The 13,786-nt window shown below is 63.5% G+C and carries 21 protein-coding genes; 11 read left to right on the top strand and 10 right to left on the bottom strand.

Annotation, left to right across the window (positions count from 1 at the left end; genetic code table 11):
• Nucleotides 1-247: 247 nt before the first annotated feature.
• The 9 genes from GBB76_RS17310 to GBB76_RS17280 form a co-directional block, all read right to left on the bottom strand.
• A complete protein-coding gene (locus GBB76_RS17310; RefSeq protein ID WP_152304448.1) occupies nucleotides 248-1,000 on the bottom strand; it encodes a hypothetical protein in 753 nt (250 codons plus the stop codon).
• A gap of 228 nt (nucleotides 1,001-1,228) precedes the next feature.
• Complete coding sequence (locus GBB76_RS18965) at nucleotides 1,229-1,357, bottom strand: hypothetical protein (protein WP_256366639.1); 129 nt, start codon at nucleotides 1,355-1,357, stop codon at nucleotides 1,229-1,231.
• Nucleotides 1,358-1,361: 4 nt separating this feature from the next.
• Complete coding sequence (locus GBB76_RS17305; RefSeq protein WP_162375646.1) at nucleotides 1,362-1,751, bottom strand: thermonuclease family protein; 390 nt, start codon at nucleotides 1,749-1,751, stop codon at nucleotides 1,362-1,364.
• 679 nt (nucleotides 1,752-2,430) lie between these two features.
• Nucleotides 2,431-2,709 carry a hypothetical protein gene (locus GBB76_RS17300; protein WP_152304446.1) on the bottom strand — a complete coding sequence of 93 codons (279 nt, stop codon included), beginning with the start codon at nucleotides 2,707-2,709 and terminating at the stop codon, nucleotides 2,431-2,433.
• Between the two features lie 30 nt (nucleotides 2,710-2,739).
• On the bottom strand, nucleotides 2,740-2,895 hold the full coding sequence (locus GBB76_RS18685) for a hypothetical protein (RefSeq protein ID WP_162375643.1): 156 nt from the start codon (nucleotides 2,893-2,895) through the stop codon (nucleotides 2,740-2,742).
• Nucleotides 2,892-3,599 (bottom strand): hypothetical protein, encoded by a 708-nt coding sequence (locus GBB76_RS17295; protein ID WP_152304445.1) that lies wholly within the window; start codon nucleotides 3,597-3,599, stop codon nucleotides 2,892-2,894. The genes GBB76_RS18685 and GBB76_RS17295 overlap by 4 nt, the downstream gene beginning before the upstream one ends.
• Nucleotide 3,600: 1 nt before the next feature.
• Complete coding sequence (locus tag GBB76_RS17290) at nucleotides 3,601-4,209, bottom strand: hypothetical protein (protein ID WP_152304444.1); 609 nt, start codon at nucleotides 4,207-4,209, stop codon at nucleotides 3,601-3,603.
• 71 nt (nucleotides 4,210-4,280) lie between these two features.
• A complete protein-coding gene (locus GBB76_RS17285; protein WP_152304443.1) occupies nucleotides 4,281-4,703 on the bottom strand; it encodes a hypothetical protein in 423 nt (140 codons plus the stop codon).
• Nucleotides 4,704-4,713: 10 nt separating this feature from the next.
• Nucleotides 4,714-5,139, bottom strand: coding sequence for a hypothetical protein (locus GBB76_RS17280; protein WP_152304442.1), 426 nt, complete (start codon nucleotides 5,137-5,139; stop codon nucleotides 4,714-4,716).
• Between the two features lie 47 nt (nucleotides 5,140-5,186).
• On the opposite strand from GBB76_RS17280, the gene GBB76_RS17275 reads away from it, so the two are divergent.
• Nucleotides 5,187-5,459 (top strand): multiprotein-bridging factor 1 family protein, encoded by a 273-nt coding sequence (locus tag GBB76_RS17275; RefSeq protein WP_371716981.1) that lies wholly within the window; start codon nucleotides 5,187-5,189, stop codon nucleotides 5,457-5,459.
• Between the two features lie 289 nt (nucleotides 5,460-5,748).
• Here GBB76_RS17275 and GBB76_RS17270 read toward each other — a convergent pair whose 3' ends face one another.
• Nucleotides 5,749-6,588 carry a hypothetical protein gene (locus GBB76_RS17270; RefSeq protein WP_152304441.1) on the bottom strand — a complete coding sequence of 280 codons (840 nt, stop codon included), beginning with the start codon at nucleotides 6,586-6,588 and terminating at the stop codon, nucleotides 5,749-5,751.
• A 1,233-nt stretch (nucleotides 6,589-7,821) separates the two neighbouring features.
• On the opposite strand from GBB76_RS17270, the gene GBB76_RS17265 reads away from it, so the two are divergent.
• The 10 genes from GBB76_RS17265 (at nucleotide 7,822) to GBB76_RS17220 (ending at nucleotide 13,606) form a co-directional block, all read left to right on the top strand.
• Complete coding sequence (locus tag GBB76_RS17265; RefSeq protein ID WP_152304440.1) at nucleotides 7,822-8,067, top strand: hypothetical protein; 246 nt, start codon at nucleotides 7,822-7,824, stop codon at nucleotides 8,065-8,067.
• Between the two features lie 105 nt (nucleotides 8,068-8,172).
• Entirely contained in the window at nucleotides 8,173-9,360 is a 1,188-nt protein-coding gene (locus GBB76_RS17260) for a hypothetical protein (protein ID WP_152304439.1), read from the top strand.
• A gap of 123 nt (nucleotides 9,361-9,483) precedes the next feature.
• Complete coding sequence (locus GBB76_RS17255; RefSeq protein ID WP_152304438.1) at nucleotides 9,484-9,699, top strand: helix-turn-helix domain-containing protein; 216 nt, start codon at nucleotides 9,484-9,486, stop codon at nucleotides 9,697-9,699.
• 95 nt (nucleotides 9,700-9,794) lie between these two features.
• A complete protein-coding gene (locus tag GBB76_RS17250) occupies nucleotides 9,795-9,992 on the top strand; it encodes a hypothetical protein (protein WP_152304437.1) in 198 nt (65 codons plus the stop codon).
• Nucleotides 9,993-9,994: 2 nt separating this feature from the next.
• Nucleotides 9,995-10,351 (top strand): hypothetical protein, encoded by a 357-nt coding sequence (locus GBB76_RS17245; RefSeq protein ID WP_152304436.1) that lies wholly within the window; start codon nucleotides 9,995-9,997, stop codon nucleotides 10,349-10,351.
• A complete protein-coding gene (locus GBB76_RS17240; RefSeq protein WP_152304435.1) occupies nucleotides 10,348-10,578 on the top strand; it encodes a hypothetical protein in 231 nt (76 codons plus the stop codon). Before GBB76_RS17245 ends, GBB76_RS17240 begins: the two co-directional genes overlap by 4 nt.
• Nucleotides 10,578-10,901, top strand: coding sequence for a hypothetical protein (locus GBB76_RS17235; protein ID WP_152304434.1), 324 nt, complete (start codon nucleotides 10,578-10,580; stop codon nucleotides 10,899-10,901). The genes GBB76_RS17240 and GBB76_RS17235 overlap by 1 nt, the downstream gene beginning before the upstream one ends.
• Nucleotides 10,898-11,119, top strand: coding sequence for a hypothetical protein (locus GBB76_RS17230; RefSeq protein ID WP_152304433.1), 222 nt, complete (start codon nucleotides 10,898-10,900; stop codon nucleotides 11,117-11,119). Before GBB76_RS17235 ends, GBB76_RS17230 begins: the two co-directional genes overlap by 4 nt.
• A complete protein-coding gene (locus GBB76_RS17225; RefSeq protein WP_152304432.1) occupies nucleotides 11,109-11,414 on the top strand; it encodes a hypothetical protein in 306 nt (101 codons plus the stop codon). Before GBB76_RS17230 ends, GBB76_RS17225 begins: the two co-directional genes overlap by 11 nt.
• The gene (locus tag GBB76_RS17220) at nucleotides 11,411-13,606 is read left to right on the top strand and encodes a DUF3987 domain-containing protein (protein WP_152304431.1); all 2,196 of its coding nucleotides are present in this window, start codon (nucleotides 11,411-11,413) and stop codon (nucleotides 13,604-13,606) included. The genes GBB76_RS17225 and GBB76_RS17220 overlap by 4 nt, the downstream gene beginning before the upstream one ends.
• Nucleotides 13,607-13,786: the final 180 nt, after the last annotated feature.

Genomic DNA, 13,786 nt, shown 5'->3' with positions numbered 1-13,786 from the left:
CCAACACTAGAGAACACAACAGATTCGCTCACCCTTGTTAACCCGGACAGCGCCACCGATGGGGTCCGATGGCCGCTGACGGCACTAAATCTCGTGGTAATTCGCTGCTGTAGCGGCTAGTTATGGCGAATCGAGGCCAATTGTCGTTTTTTGGCAACGATTCAATAAAAAATGCGTGTCAATGGCCTTGACACCAAAATTCTGGGGAAAGCAGCGCGGGCTAAACTCTCCGCGTAGCGGTCTAACGTCATCCCCCAGCAGGCTTCTGCGCTACATCGACCCTGTGAACATCCGGCCCGACCGTCACCGTGATCCGGTACTCCTTGCCTGCCTCATTGTTCACAGGCGGCGCTATGTGCACCTGACCGCCGACCCACTCCCCCGGCATGATGGTGTTGTCCTTGAGCACTTGGTTTTCGAGTGCAACGAGGTTCTGTCGACCCCTTTCCACGACGGAGGCCGTCATAGCGGCGTTCTCAAAAGCCGCATTGTTGCGGGCGATGTTCGCGGCCGCCGGGCTGTAACTCGTCGTCGTCACAACCGCCGTCCCTCGCGGCGTGTAGACTGTCGAGCGGCTATTGTAGTACCCGGCGTTGTTAGCAGCCGCCGAATTGGCGCCTGCCGCGACGCCGACAAGAATGGCGGCCATGACCTGCCGAGCCTGCTCCTCACGCACAAGATCCTCGTACGTGAAGACCTTTAGCTCTCCTATCGGTTCCCCGCCGACCATCTGCTCCACGGTGATGTTGCTGACGGCGAGAAGCGTCGATTCCTGACCGGCATTGTAAGCGGCAATGACGTAGACGGGCCGGCCTCCGGGAACCATCTCGCGCTTGGCGGGCTTCACCATGACGACGGAGCGCGGCTTCATCGACACCAGGGCCGGATTGCCATCTCGAACGATAGCCTCCTGCCCGACCGAAGGCTTGAATTCGGCGCGTTCGCCCGTGACACACCCCGCCAAAGCCAGCGTCACCGCCAGCACTGCCACTGCACGCATTCTCGGTATCCCCAACCAACCCCGGCTAGATGCTTGCGCATCTACAATCGAGAGTCGAGAGTGCCGGGATACTTCCCGAGGGGAAATGCGGAGTCGGCTTGTGCGGTTGGGGTTGGTTCTACTGTCGCTTCTGGTTGCAACGCAGACTGCCGGCGCGCACGGCGGCGGATGCCGCAAGGATTCACCTCCGGGACAGTGCTGCCACATGGACAAGAAGGCCGGCGCCTTTCATTGCCATTGACGCACGATCAAGACGGCCAGGGCGGCAATCCCGATAACCACGACAATGGCCATTATGCCTCGCCAGGCTGGATCCGGGCCGCCGTAGTCATCGGATTTCTCGTAGCCGCTCGGCATGGCGCTATCGCGCTCCCTTGCGCCAATCCCACGGCAGGATGAAATGCCCCTGCCAGACGCCAGAGCCGGCCGCCTGCGCCCGTTCTTCGTCCGGCACATAGACGAGGCTATACCGCCGGAACGCCAGTGCGTGACCATTCTGGACGAGCCAGCGGCCGGCATCCTCTCCGCGAGCATAGCAGGTGGCAATGACGCGCCGGTAGCGGTCATGCCCGTGCGGCTCACACGTCACCGTCGCGCGGCCGATCCAATCCGCCAGCGCGAAGGCCGCCCCTTGCCCGCAGCGATACTCCGATCCGTCAGCCCTCTGGCAGGTTTGCCGACTCTCTGGCGCGTCGATGCCGTTGAGACGGATGCGCTCGCCGTGGATCTCCAGCGTGTCACCGTCGATCACAGTTGCCTGACCTACGATCAAGCCGGCGGCTAAGGTAGGGGTGGAGAGGAGCCCAAGCAGGCAAACGGCAGCTCGCACCAGCCCGCTATCTCGCATGCAGCAGTGCGCTATTCGCAGCATTAGCTTCCATCTGATATGTCAGGTGACATGACAGCCCGCCGGCCGCCAAGTCTGATCGATACTCGCTCGCTCATCGCCGCCTCCGACGCGATTCTTGGACGCGAACCTGAGAGAATGCAGACTGCACGGGATGCACTGCATCTGCTGCGAGCGCAGATGGCAATTGACGGGGCCGAACCCGCTGCCTTGTCGCTGCTATGCGAGCATATCCGTTGGCTCGACATGCACCTCCGGCGGCGGAGCCAGGCGGGTCTTAAGCTCGTGCGCAACGATATCGAGAAGGTAAAGTAGATCGGCCCAACCTCGCGCCTCACAGACATAACGCAGGTCAGACATGCGGTCGCAAAGTTCGTGAGGCACGTCGCACAGCTCGTCACTATTGTCCATGGCGTTGCCCCTATACGTTGCCCGTAGCCCTACCCCACTCCTTACGGTTGGTAAGATGGTCATCCTTGCGGGGCCTTCGCGCAAGTCCAATCGCTGCACTGCGAATGACTCGGTGAAGGGTTTATCTGCGGCTAGCGATTATCGGGTGGCCTCCAGCGCGCCACCGCTAGGCTCACTCATCACGAGCGCCTTTGCTTTGGCGTCGCTTCGCCGTCAGCTCGCCACGCGCCCTCTCCCTGATCCCGAACGGCGCATTACGCTCTGGATCGTAGAGGGCTTCAAGGGCGTCGATAACGCGGGCGCGACTCCATAAGCGCCTCCCGCCGATCAGAATTCCCTCCGGCAACCGCCTAGCCGCTACATGCTCAAGGAACGTCGAGCGGGCCATGCTGATGAGGTAGGCCATTTCTGCCGCGTCGCAGAAGTCCGGGGGATAAGCGCGGGTGGGCATGTGTACCTCCGGCGGGCTCGCAATCGATCGCTACACGTCGTCGCCCGCCGGGTCATCTTCCTCGGCGTCCGGGTCGCCGTCGAGTTCGTCTAGCAGCAACAGCAGATCCTCGATGACGTTCTCGATAAGCTGGCGCATCGTCGGCGTCACGGCAATGAAGGTCGTCGGCTCGGGGCGCTTGTTCATGCTGCCTCCTTCGCCGCGAGGCGGGCAATGTAGGTAAGGGCCACCCGCACCAGCTCCGTCACGAACGTATCGTTCATCGCGCCTTCTTCGATAGCGAGACGCAACGCTGCGGCGGCATCGTCGGCGGTGAGGGCCGGCGGCAGAATTGGGCGGGCGTAGAAAGCCAGCCACGCCGCCTCCAGATGGTCGTGAGTGTCGTCGAAGGGGTCGACCTGGTTGAACGCCCGGAGCGCCTTCCGATAGGCGAGAATTCGCGAGCGCAGGGGTACGGCGGGCGCCGAGTAGGTTGCGAGACAGTCAACGAGGCTGCCCAGCATCGTATTGGCTGCGTCGCCCTCGGGGATCTCCATCGCAGCGCGAGCGCGTTCCAGCGTGTCGCGATAGAGCCCGAGGGTGGATCGTTTGTTGCCGAGCGCCGCACCGGGTTGATGCTCCCGCACGTCCATGCCCAGGCGAACCTCAATGTCGGTGAACGCCTCGCGGCCGAACGCCGCGAAATCGTGTAGGCCATCTACGGTGGTCGGGGCGGTCACGAGTGCTTCGTAAAGCGCGACCTCCTCATGCCGGCACATGGCGTTGAAGCCGACTTCGTCGTCCGCGAGCGCGGCGTGTTCTGCCTGCTTCACGGCGAGGAGGGCGGCACGCCAGCGGTCAATCAGGATCATGGCCGGGTCGCTCGCATTCCGGGTATTGCTGGTGTCCATGTCACTCGCCCCCCGCGACTTCACCCGACAGCAGGCTCTCGACTTCGCAGAGCTGCGCGGAGAGGTGGCGCGCCATCGCTTGCACAGCGTTGCATTGGTCGCCGTCCAGCGCGGTAGCCATCATGTGGATGGCCTCAACGAGATATTCGGCATGGTCGATGCCATCGAGGGCGCCGAGCACTTCACTCCGCATAGGGCCGCATCTTTCGGCGAAGGCACGAACGCAGCGGAGAATGGCGGCTATGTGCTCCCCGCCCATTGCATCAGCCTGGAAGCCTTGGGGGCTGGCGATGAAGTCGAGGTAGGCGAGCATGCCGGCGCGTGAGGCGGGGGCAGTTGCGATGACAGCATCGCGCGCCACGATATCCTCGTCGCAGGCTCGCGCCGCTTTCTCCCTTGCGCGGGTGGCGGCGGTGGAGCCGGCTCCGTGCTGGCGCTCCACTTCGCCGTGTCGGGTGCAGGCGTCGTCATGAGCCTGCCAGAGTCGGTGATGCGCCTCGATAGCGGCAAAGACCGGATCGGGATCCGCTGCGGCGGAAAGACCAATAGGAGCGACGACGGCGACCGAGGCAGCGGCACCAGGCAAGGTGCGGTGGTTCACATTAGGCATGGCTTCCCCCTTCCCGCTCGCGCATTGCGGCGGGTTTCGCTGGCTGAGAACGGAGAGTGATGGCGAAAGGGTCAGGCGGGCGGCAGCAGCCGCATTGCGCGCTCCAACGTGGCAAAGAACATCTCTTCGGCGTTGGGGACGTCGAGCAGTCTCAGTGGAATGCCTGGCGTGTAGTCGCGGAGCCCTCCACTTATCTCGGACGACTCCCGTGCCAATTCGGTGCCGAATTCGCAGAAGGCACGCACCCCAGCAAGCGTTGTTGGGACGGTCGACAACGCGACAATCGCCGCGCGGCATTCGACATCGCAGGCCGCGTTGATCTCTTCATCGGTCGCCCATTCGGTACAGGCGGCGACATAGGCCGCGCGCGCTACCCTGTAGGCAGAGATTGCGATGATGGACGGATCGGCCTCGGCGTTGCAGGCAAGAGCCGGCAGCGCAACGATGACAGGCGCCAACGCGGCGGCGCGGATGAGGTTGCGGCGTGTCGTCATTGGATGGCCCTCAGTGGTGGACGTGCGCCATGGCGGCGCGGGAGAGTTCGGCGGCGCGGGCGTACAGCGCGGGGAGCATGGCGCTCTCGTCTCGCGTGACGCGCTCGGCAGCTTGAATGGAGAGAATGCGCAGCTCGATGGCTGCCAGTTCGCGGGGCGCCCCTGTGCTGGCGGGCATCGCAGCGCGGGCCTTCTTGGCGTCCTTCCACGCGTAGCGCAGAGCCTCGGACATCGCGGCGCGCCACGTCGGCAGGACCATGGCCGGGCGACGGTCGCCGCAGCGGATAGCACCGGACCAGCGGCGCAAGTACGCCTCGCGCTCACCCTCAATTATCTGCCGCGCATGGGCGACGGCAGCGCGCATGATGTCGGAGCGGTCATAGCGGCTAACGGCAGGCAAGCCGATGACGTTGGCCGGAACAGGGGTGTTCGGCATTGGGATTTGCTCCCGCTCAATTCATTTGATACTAATAGTATTATACAATGAGGCAGGATATGTCAATACCAAAAGTATCAATTCGGCAAATCAAGGCTGCCCGAGCGCTGGCCGGCTGGTCTCAAGAAGACCTCGCCTCCGCATCAGGCGTCTCATTGCCAACCATAAAGCGGCTCGAAGCGCAGGATGGCGAAGTCGGTGGCAGACCAGAAACAGGCCAACGGCTTCGTGGAGCCCTCGAAGCCGCCGGTGTCGTCTTCCTCGAAGACGGCGGGACAGCTGATGGCGGCCCAGGCGTGCGGCTGAGAGAAAAGACCTAATCTAGGCAGCTACTGATGTACGGCGGTGACATCGAAGCGGCGCACAAGGCGCTCGTGGTGGTTTTGCATCGCCTTCATCCGCGAGAACGGCGGAGGCGTTGGCGTGCGCCTGGCAGGGAAGAAGGGCGAATACTCAACAGGCGAGGCAAGGCGGCGAGCGCAGGACCCTTTCCAAGTTCACTGATGGATATGAGCGCGAGCGGACTGTCTCGCCTCATCACGAACATTACCCCCGCTGAAGACGTAGAGATGGCGACACGCGTCAGTTCTCCCCATATGCTGGGGCGGCTTAGTCGTCTCTTGTGCGCAATGGTACAACATTGTCAGGGGGCGTAGGCTGTATAACTTCGACATGTTCCCGCAATGATACCGGCATGAGTGCCGGCTCATACCGTTCAATTAGCTCCCTAACACGTCTAACACCGCCGGCACTAATTGACGATCCCGCGTTGCGCAGTTCCTTTGCAGCGTTTCGATTTACGCTTTCCATAGAAGGCGAAGATCCACTCGACTTCTTGGAATAAGCGCGCAACAGCGCCGCAATTAATTCATTAAGAGAAAATCCAAATGTTACCTCAACGGCAGCGAATTCAGCGCGGTCTCGCTTCTCCCGTTCCTCTTCGACAGATCTTGCGCGCCTTTCCCTCAGTTCTACTGCGTCATCGAGGCTCCAACTCACCACACGGCGAATGCTAGATAGGTAACGCGACGTATCCGACTGGTCGATCTTCTCCTCCACCGTGAAATCGAACTCGTCGATCGCGGTCACGTCGAAGTTGCGCTCCAATTGTTCGATCAGTCCCTCATAAGCCGCTCGTACGGCGCAAATCAAAATGGAATCGACTACATCAGAATTGAATTTCGAGTACGAGCCGTAACTTTCGCGAGGTTCCGGCCGCAGACTGCCAACGCCACGAAGATACATCAACTCGTTGGACGGACGACTATCGAAAGTTGGGTCTTCGTCGCCAGAGAACCACCGAAAATCTGGCGGTTGGCGCCATCTTCTATGCGCGATTAAATTCCCGTAGGTATGATATGGCGAATTCCAGTCAATCTCCGTGTTGTGCCAGCCGGCAGGATGCCAGCGGACCGAAAGGTTCTTCATCTTCGTGATGTGGGCAGACACCTCTATTCTCGGCTTGGCTAACCTATCATTCTCGTGACGGGATCGTAATGTTTCAAGATCCAGCCGCCTCCAATCGACGAGCCGAGAATAGGCATTGCCTGGATGGCCTCCCAACCATTCAATCAGATCCGATAGAACTCTTTCGGTGTGAGGGGGTCGAGAATGACTTTCTATGTCATGAATAGCTAGACCTAGACGACCTAACTCCATCAGTAGGTGAGATACATAGTCTCCAACTGACGTTACGCCATGGCTATACCAACTAATCGCGCGGAACAACTTGATTTGAGGCTGCGGCGGTTGCGCGCGCTTCGGGCCCCTGCGACTGGGTGTCTTAGCCATGAGCCCTCTTCCTCAACTCCCGTCTCATATGGAACCCGATTTATGATAGCAGGGCAACTTGAGCCGATTCGGGAACCCTAGAGGCCCGCCTTTTTGGCTCCCCCTCAAGGGCACTCACTCTCCGGCCGACCCCGCTCTGGTTTCTCGCCAGGTTGACGAGAAACTCGCTTGATCTCGATCACCCCCCTTGGAGAGCTGGCGAACCCCGGCGGCGAGGTCGGCGCGGAATACGCATTTTCTGCGCGCACCCCTGCTACGGTTGCTACGTTTGCTACATTTCGATACCTAATTACCTCTTTTGAGGCGGGTTCGCCAAACCGTAGCAAGCGTAGCAAGGTGGCCGCTCCGACACCGCGTCGACCAGGGCGGTTGATCGGCGGGCCGGGCGCCCGGTTCTTGCGACGAGGTTGAGGCCGAGCTTTGGGAAATTGCCGAAAACCTGCACTGCGCGGACCTCTCCAAGGACGAGCGCGATAGGCAGATACGGCGGTATGCGGAGTTGCTGGGTCAATCGCCGCAAACTGCGGCGTTTGAAAGCGCCCGCGAGGATGGGCGCGGACATCGCCAAGCCGGCGTCGCCTCCGTCATCGCTAAGGAAACAGGTGTCAGCAAGGATACCGTAGAGCGCGCCCTGAACCCTGAACGGGTCGCGGGGGAGCGCGCGGACGCATCACGACCGCCCGCACGACTTCAAGCAGACCCCACATCGGAGCAGTCGGACGGCGCTCTACCATCCCTGCCCCGAGGCGCTGCCGGAGGCGAAAAAGCGACTCTCGCGGGGAGCAATCCGCGCCTGTCCCCAGTTGCGCGCGCTTCCCCGATGTTCGCTACTTGTTCTACAGCACGGCGTCGGTCATGATTCCGCGCACTGATTTCAGCACGGGGCGTAGAATGTCGGACAAGGTGAAGGAAAACCGCCTCCGCCAGATGGCGGGAAGGCAGGGGCTCAAGCTGGTGAAGTCACGGCGCCGGGACGTGCGCGCGGTGGACTTCGGCGGCTTCATGCTCGTGGACGTGCTCACGAACGGCGTGGTGCTCGGATCGGGCGCCTTCCCCTACCAAGCCGATGTCGACGACGTAGAGGCGTACCTGACGGGATCGCCGGAGGGCAGCGGCGAGCGCCGGGCACGAGCGTAGCCCTTCCGCCTGATCGAACGCGCAGGGATAGGCCGGCCAGCCGACAAGTCGAGACGCACCGCTCGGTTTCCCTGTGCTCCATATCGGTGTTGCCGAGGTGTAGGTATGTCCGATGGAAAGATTTTTAACAAGGCGCGCTGGCCGCTGCATATCGCCCTCGCGTGGCGGCTTTCGAAGTGCCCCGACTATCTTAACAAGGTGCAGCCCGACACGTTCCGCCCGTGGCTTCCGTGGCCGGACGGGACCGGCCCGGCTGATGCCCATTCCGCCGCATGGCGCGAGATCCACGACCTTATGTCCTCGACGACGCTCCCCATCAGCGAGTGCGAGGGCGGCCCTGTCCGTATTCAGGCCTACGGCGTCCCCGCCGGGGCAAAGGAAGAGATACCCATCCCTCCCGAAGTCGTCGCAACGTTGGAGTGGGACAGCGATGACGCGCGCGACGATGTTGGATTAGTGACGCGTCGTGGGCTCCCTCTTGATCCGACGAAGGCCTTCCGGCAAGTCACGGTTCCAGCAGGTGCGGTTCGTTACAACTTCGGCGGCGCCGCGCCGCTCCTGTCCGCGAAGCAGTATTTTGGCCCCGCGCCGGAGCCGGGCATGAAGGCGTTTATCCGGCTCGGCGAGGCCGCCTATTGGATCGCGAGCAACGGTAATCGACGCGATTTCTTCGCCGAAGATGTTGAAGTGTGGTCGGGCGCTTATGACGCGCTGGCGGCCCAAATCCAGATCGGCAAGGTCGATCTGATTGGGCGCGACCGGAGCGGCGTCAACCAGGAAGTTGCCGGCTTGCATCTTGCCGGCCTGAAGGTGTTCCCCCCGCAACTGCGTCTGTCGCTTGACGAGATCATGTCGCCCACGCCGGGGCTGTGGGCGTGCCCATTGGCGGTCGACGCCGCCGATTGGGAGCGCGACGGCGGCGACAAGTTGCAGGGCTTGAACGGCGCCGTAGTGTTCTCGCACCTTCAGGTGTCAGGTCCCAATGTCGCGAGCGTTTTCCCCGGCGCTGAAGCGTCCACCCCGTCCGGTGAGGCCGCTAGTGCCCAGAAGCGGGCGCCAGCGGACGTGTTGGCCATCGTTGAGGGGGCGGCGCGCGGTTATGACGACACCCCTCTTTACGAGGAAATGATAGCGGCAATGGCCGAGAGGGGGATGACCAGACGCAAGGCGGCATTTCATGTCGCGGATCGCGCGCAGGGGATCGGCTCACCGGAGAGTAAGGCTGATCGCCTGTACCGAGGCTTCCGCAAATACATCAAATCCATCGCGCCGGCGGGCGGTCGCTCCCCCTAAATTACATACAAACTACACAGATCTACATATCAACTACACAACAACTACGAAGACAGAGGGCGCGTCTCTCTTTATATCTGTCTGCATCAACCGAGCGTCGTCCATCATACGCAGGGCAAACAGATGAATTCAGGTGCGCACCAGCCGGCTCAACACGGCGAATATCTGAGCGAGACGCAGGCCGCCGCTTACGCGAACGTTTCGGTTGCTAAGCTGCGGAAAGACCGAGTGATGAAGCGCGGCTTCAAATACTGCCGCCTTGGTCGCCGCATCATCTATCGCCGGGAAGATATCGACGGCGAGATGGCGGGCAACCTCGTGCACCCCCTGAGTGCCTAAAAGAAAAGGCCGGACCGCTGTTCCACCAGCGACCGGCCTATCCAGCAAATCCCCACAGCCTGCGAAAACTGAAAGGATGAATTGTGGACTCCTATATGATGCAGACCGGCTTGCCGGTCAACGGATTTCCGCCATTGGCGGGCCTGCCGCTGTTCGATTGGCGTCCGCCGGCTATCCCCTCCCGCCCGTCGCCCCGCGCGTCCCGCGCCCTCGAAATCGCGCGGGCTACCGGGCTCCCGCTTGGTGTCGTCATCGTCCACATGCAGGCCGCCGGCCTCGGGTTGGAGGGCTGACGATGCGCGGTGCACAGTCCTTCTACATCCGCGCCCGGATCGGCGACGAAGGCGGGCCGCTTATCGCGGTCAACGGCCGCACGGCATGGGCGCTCGACCAGCTTATGGCGGCGGGCGAGCGCGGGCTTACCCCCGTGTCGCGCCCGGCTCCCCGCTGGAGCCACTATGTGCTCTGCCTCCGCCGCGCGGGCGTTATCATTGAAACGGTGGATGAGCCGCACGCGGGCGCCTTCGCCGGGACACACGCCCGCTACGTCCTGCGCTCCCCGGTGCGCGTGATTGAGCGCAGCGGTGTCGCCGCTCCGCCCCCGCCGCCCGTCCCGGCCGGTGCGCCGCTCGACTATGGGAGGCGCGCGTGAGCAACGTCATTCGCTTCCGCTCGCCTCCGCGCGCCGAACTGAACGGCGGTGTCATCTCTCGCGGTCCTGATACCGGCAAGCAATGGTACTTCATCGATTATGTGGATGAAGAGGGCGGCCGGCTCGGTGTCTGGGACGGCCCGTCCTATGACATGGCCTGCGAAGCTCTTGCCGAATGGCGGCAGGACGGTGTGCGCACCGTCGACCTGCTCCGGGAGGCGCTGTGATGAGCGCAGCCCGCCGCAACAACCTCCCGGCCCGCCGCGCCGCTGAAACACTGGCGTTCACGCATCGCGGCATCGGCTACACGGCGTCGGTCGGATTCTATGAAGATGGCCGGATCGGAGAAAGCTTCCTCGACGGAGTGAAGGCCGGCACCGATGCGCAGATCAACGCGAAGGACGGGGCGGTGATCCTGTCCATCGCTCTGCAATACGGTGTCCCCCTCACTGTCCTGCGCCACGCGGTGGCCCGGAATGACGGTGGCGACCCGCAAGGGCCGATTGGGGCACTGCTGGACTTGATGGCCGGACTGGAGGTGCAGCCGTGAAGGGCCGCACCCTGGAACGCACGATCCGTCGCGCTCTCGCCAAGAGTGAGCGGATTTCGCAAGCCGACCGGCGGTTCTTCGCCGCTTCCGCCGACCTCGCTGGCAGCGCCGAAGATGTCACCGATTTCGAGGCGGCGGCCATCTTCAGCCGAATCGACAAGGGCGGGTTCACCGACCGGCTCGCGCAACGCGCTGCGGAGGCTGGCCATGCTGGTTGACTTCGACCGCATCAATGGCGCCGCCCGCACCGCCCTGCCGGGCATCGTTGACCGCTGGTTGCCTGGCGGTCGCCGCGAGGGTCGCGAATACACCGTGCGCAACCCGAAGCGCGCCGACCGCACGCCCGGCTCGTTCCGAATCAACCTCGCGACGGGGAAATGGAAGGACTTCGCCACCGGAGAAGGTGGCGGAGATCCCATCAGCCTCGCCGCCTTCCTGTTCGACCTGAGCCAGCGTGAGGCCGCCCTGTGCGTTGCCGACATGCTCGGCGTGGACCCGGAACAACGTTCATGAACGTCGATAGCTCGACTGCCTTCGCCCCTCTCGACACCTCCGCCGCCTCCCTCGCGCCGGCCGCTGCTCCGGCTGACGAGTGGCGTCCGATCATCCCCGTGCCGCCGGACGCGCCGAAGGTAGGCAGGGAAGTGCTCTTCAATGCCTGCCCCCGCCGCCTTCGCGATGACGGGTTCGCCTTCACTGACGCATGGGCGTACCGGGCGCCGGATCACTCGGTGCTCTTTTACATCGCGCGGCTGGATCGCCCCGCGAACGGCCGCCCGGCCGAAAAGCAGATGGTCCCCATTTCCTTTTGCGAGGGGCCGGACGGTCAGCGCCGCTTCTTCCCCAAGTCGCAGTCCGCGCCACGCGCGCTTTTCAATCTCCCCCGTCTCGTTGCGGAGGCTCCCGATCTGCCGGTTATGGTGGTGGAAGGCGAGAAGACCGCGCGCGCTGCCGAGGTGCGTTTCTCCGATTACGCGGTGACGACCTCGCCCGGAGGCAGCAAGGCCGCTCGGATGGCGGATTGGAGCGCGTTGCGCGGCCGGCACGTCGTCATCGTGCCGGACGTGGATGCGCCGGGAGACGCCTACGCCCGCACGGTTTCCGAGATAGCGGTGAAAGCCGGCGTCGCCAGCGTGCGCATCGCAGAGATGCCGGACGGCTTGCCCCAAGCGTGGGATTTGGCGGACGACGTGCCGGAAGGCGTCGCTTGGACGGATATCGAGCGCGCCATTGCCGAGGCGCCCGAGGTTGACCAGCAGGCGGTTGCGGACAAGGTGCGGGAAGCGAATGCACCGCTCCCGTTGTTTCAGCCGCTCCCGTCCGCCAAGGTCTTTCCTGTCGATGCGCTGGGGCCGCTGGCGTCTGCCGCGCAGGCCATCGCGAACAAGGTGCAGGTGCCCATGGGCATCGCCGGCCAGTCGGTGCTTGCTGCCGCCGCGCTGGCCGCGCAGCCGCACGCGAATGTCCTCCTCCCCTTCGGGCAGGAGCGTCCGCTTTCCCTGTTCTTCGTCACGGTGGCGGAAAGCGGCGCCCGCAAGTCGACCGCCGACAATGAAGCCCTTTGGCCCGTCTCTCGCCATGAGAAGAACCTGCGCGACCTAGATAGCGAGTTGCAGAAGACGTGGCGCATCGCGCATGCGGCGTGGACGGCAGAGCGCAAGAAGATTGAGGCAGACAAAAAGCTTGGCTTCGACGACCGCAAGGACCGGCTGACGACGTTGGGCGATGAGCCCGAAAAGCCCCTTGCGCCGTTCATCGTCACGGCGGACCTCACCCCGGACGGACTGACGAAGAATTGGCCGAACGCGCATGCGGGGCTCGGCGTGTTCACCGCCGAGGGCGGCGTGTTCACCGGGTCCCACGGCATGAGCGACGACAACAAGCTGCGCACCGCCGCCATGCTCTCTGAGTTGTGGGACGGCCGGCCTATCAAGCGAGTGCGAGCCGGGGACGGCGTGTCCATCCTGCCGGGCCGGCGCCTTTCCCTTCATGTCATGGTGCAGCCGGACGCGGCGGCGGGGTTCCTTGCCGACAAGGTTCTGCGGGATCAGGGCTTGCTCTCCCGCGTGCTCGTTTCGGCACCCGCCAGCCTCGCCGGATCGCGGCTCTACCGCGAAACCGACCCGAAGGACGAAGCAGCCATTCGTACCTATGGCGCGCGGCTCCTCTCTATCCTTGAGGCGCCGGCCAAGATGGCGGAGGGCTCGCGGAACGAATTGGCCCCGCGCGCCCTGGTGATGTCCGCAGCAGCGGAACGCGGATGGCGCGACTTCTTCGACCATGTGGAAGGCGCGCTGTCCGATCCCGAGGTGCGGGCGGTGCAGGACTTCGCCGCCAAGGCAGCCGAACATGCCGCGCGCATCGCCGGGGTGCTCACCATCTACGACAACCCTAATGCGGATGAGATTGCAGAGGAGGCAATGGCCTGCGCTGTCGAGTTGGCGAGCTGGTACGTCGGCGAGGCCATCCGGCTCCAGCGGGCCGGGCTCACCGATCCCAAGTTGATTGCGGCGCAGAAGCTCCTTGAGTGGCTCCAGCCGCAGGGGGGTGAGCCGATCAAGTTCCGGGACATCCTGCAATACGGACCGGGTGACGCCCGCACCAAGAAGGCGGCTGAAACGTCGCTCACGGTTCTTTCCGAACATGGATGGGTGCGGGAGGTGTCCAAGCGCCCCCGCACCTTCGAGGTTGTCGCTGCAGCCTAGCTGCCGTGCTCGATCCCTGCCCACCGCTGCATTGCCGCGACTCACGTTCGAACCGTGGCGCCCGGCAAGCGTAGCAGCGGCGCTGGCAGGCCCAGTGAAGATTTCGCAGATGCCCGCCGCCTGGGAAGTGCCGCGCCATGCTGGCGCGCTTCCTCGGGGGCCTAAAGCCGAGAGGGCTTC

This window comes from Ancylobacter sp. TS-1 (genome assembly GCF_009223885.1).
Classification (GTDB): Bacteria; Pseudomonadota; Alphaproteobacteria; order Rhizobiales; family Xanthobacteraceae; genus Ancylobacter.
The sequence above is the reverse complement of the archived record's forward strand: the minus strand, read 5'-3'. Positions and strand labels throughout refer to the sequence as shown.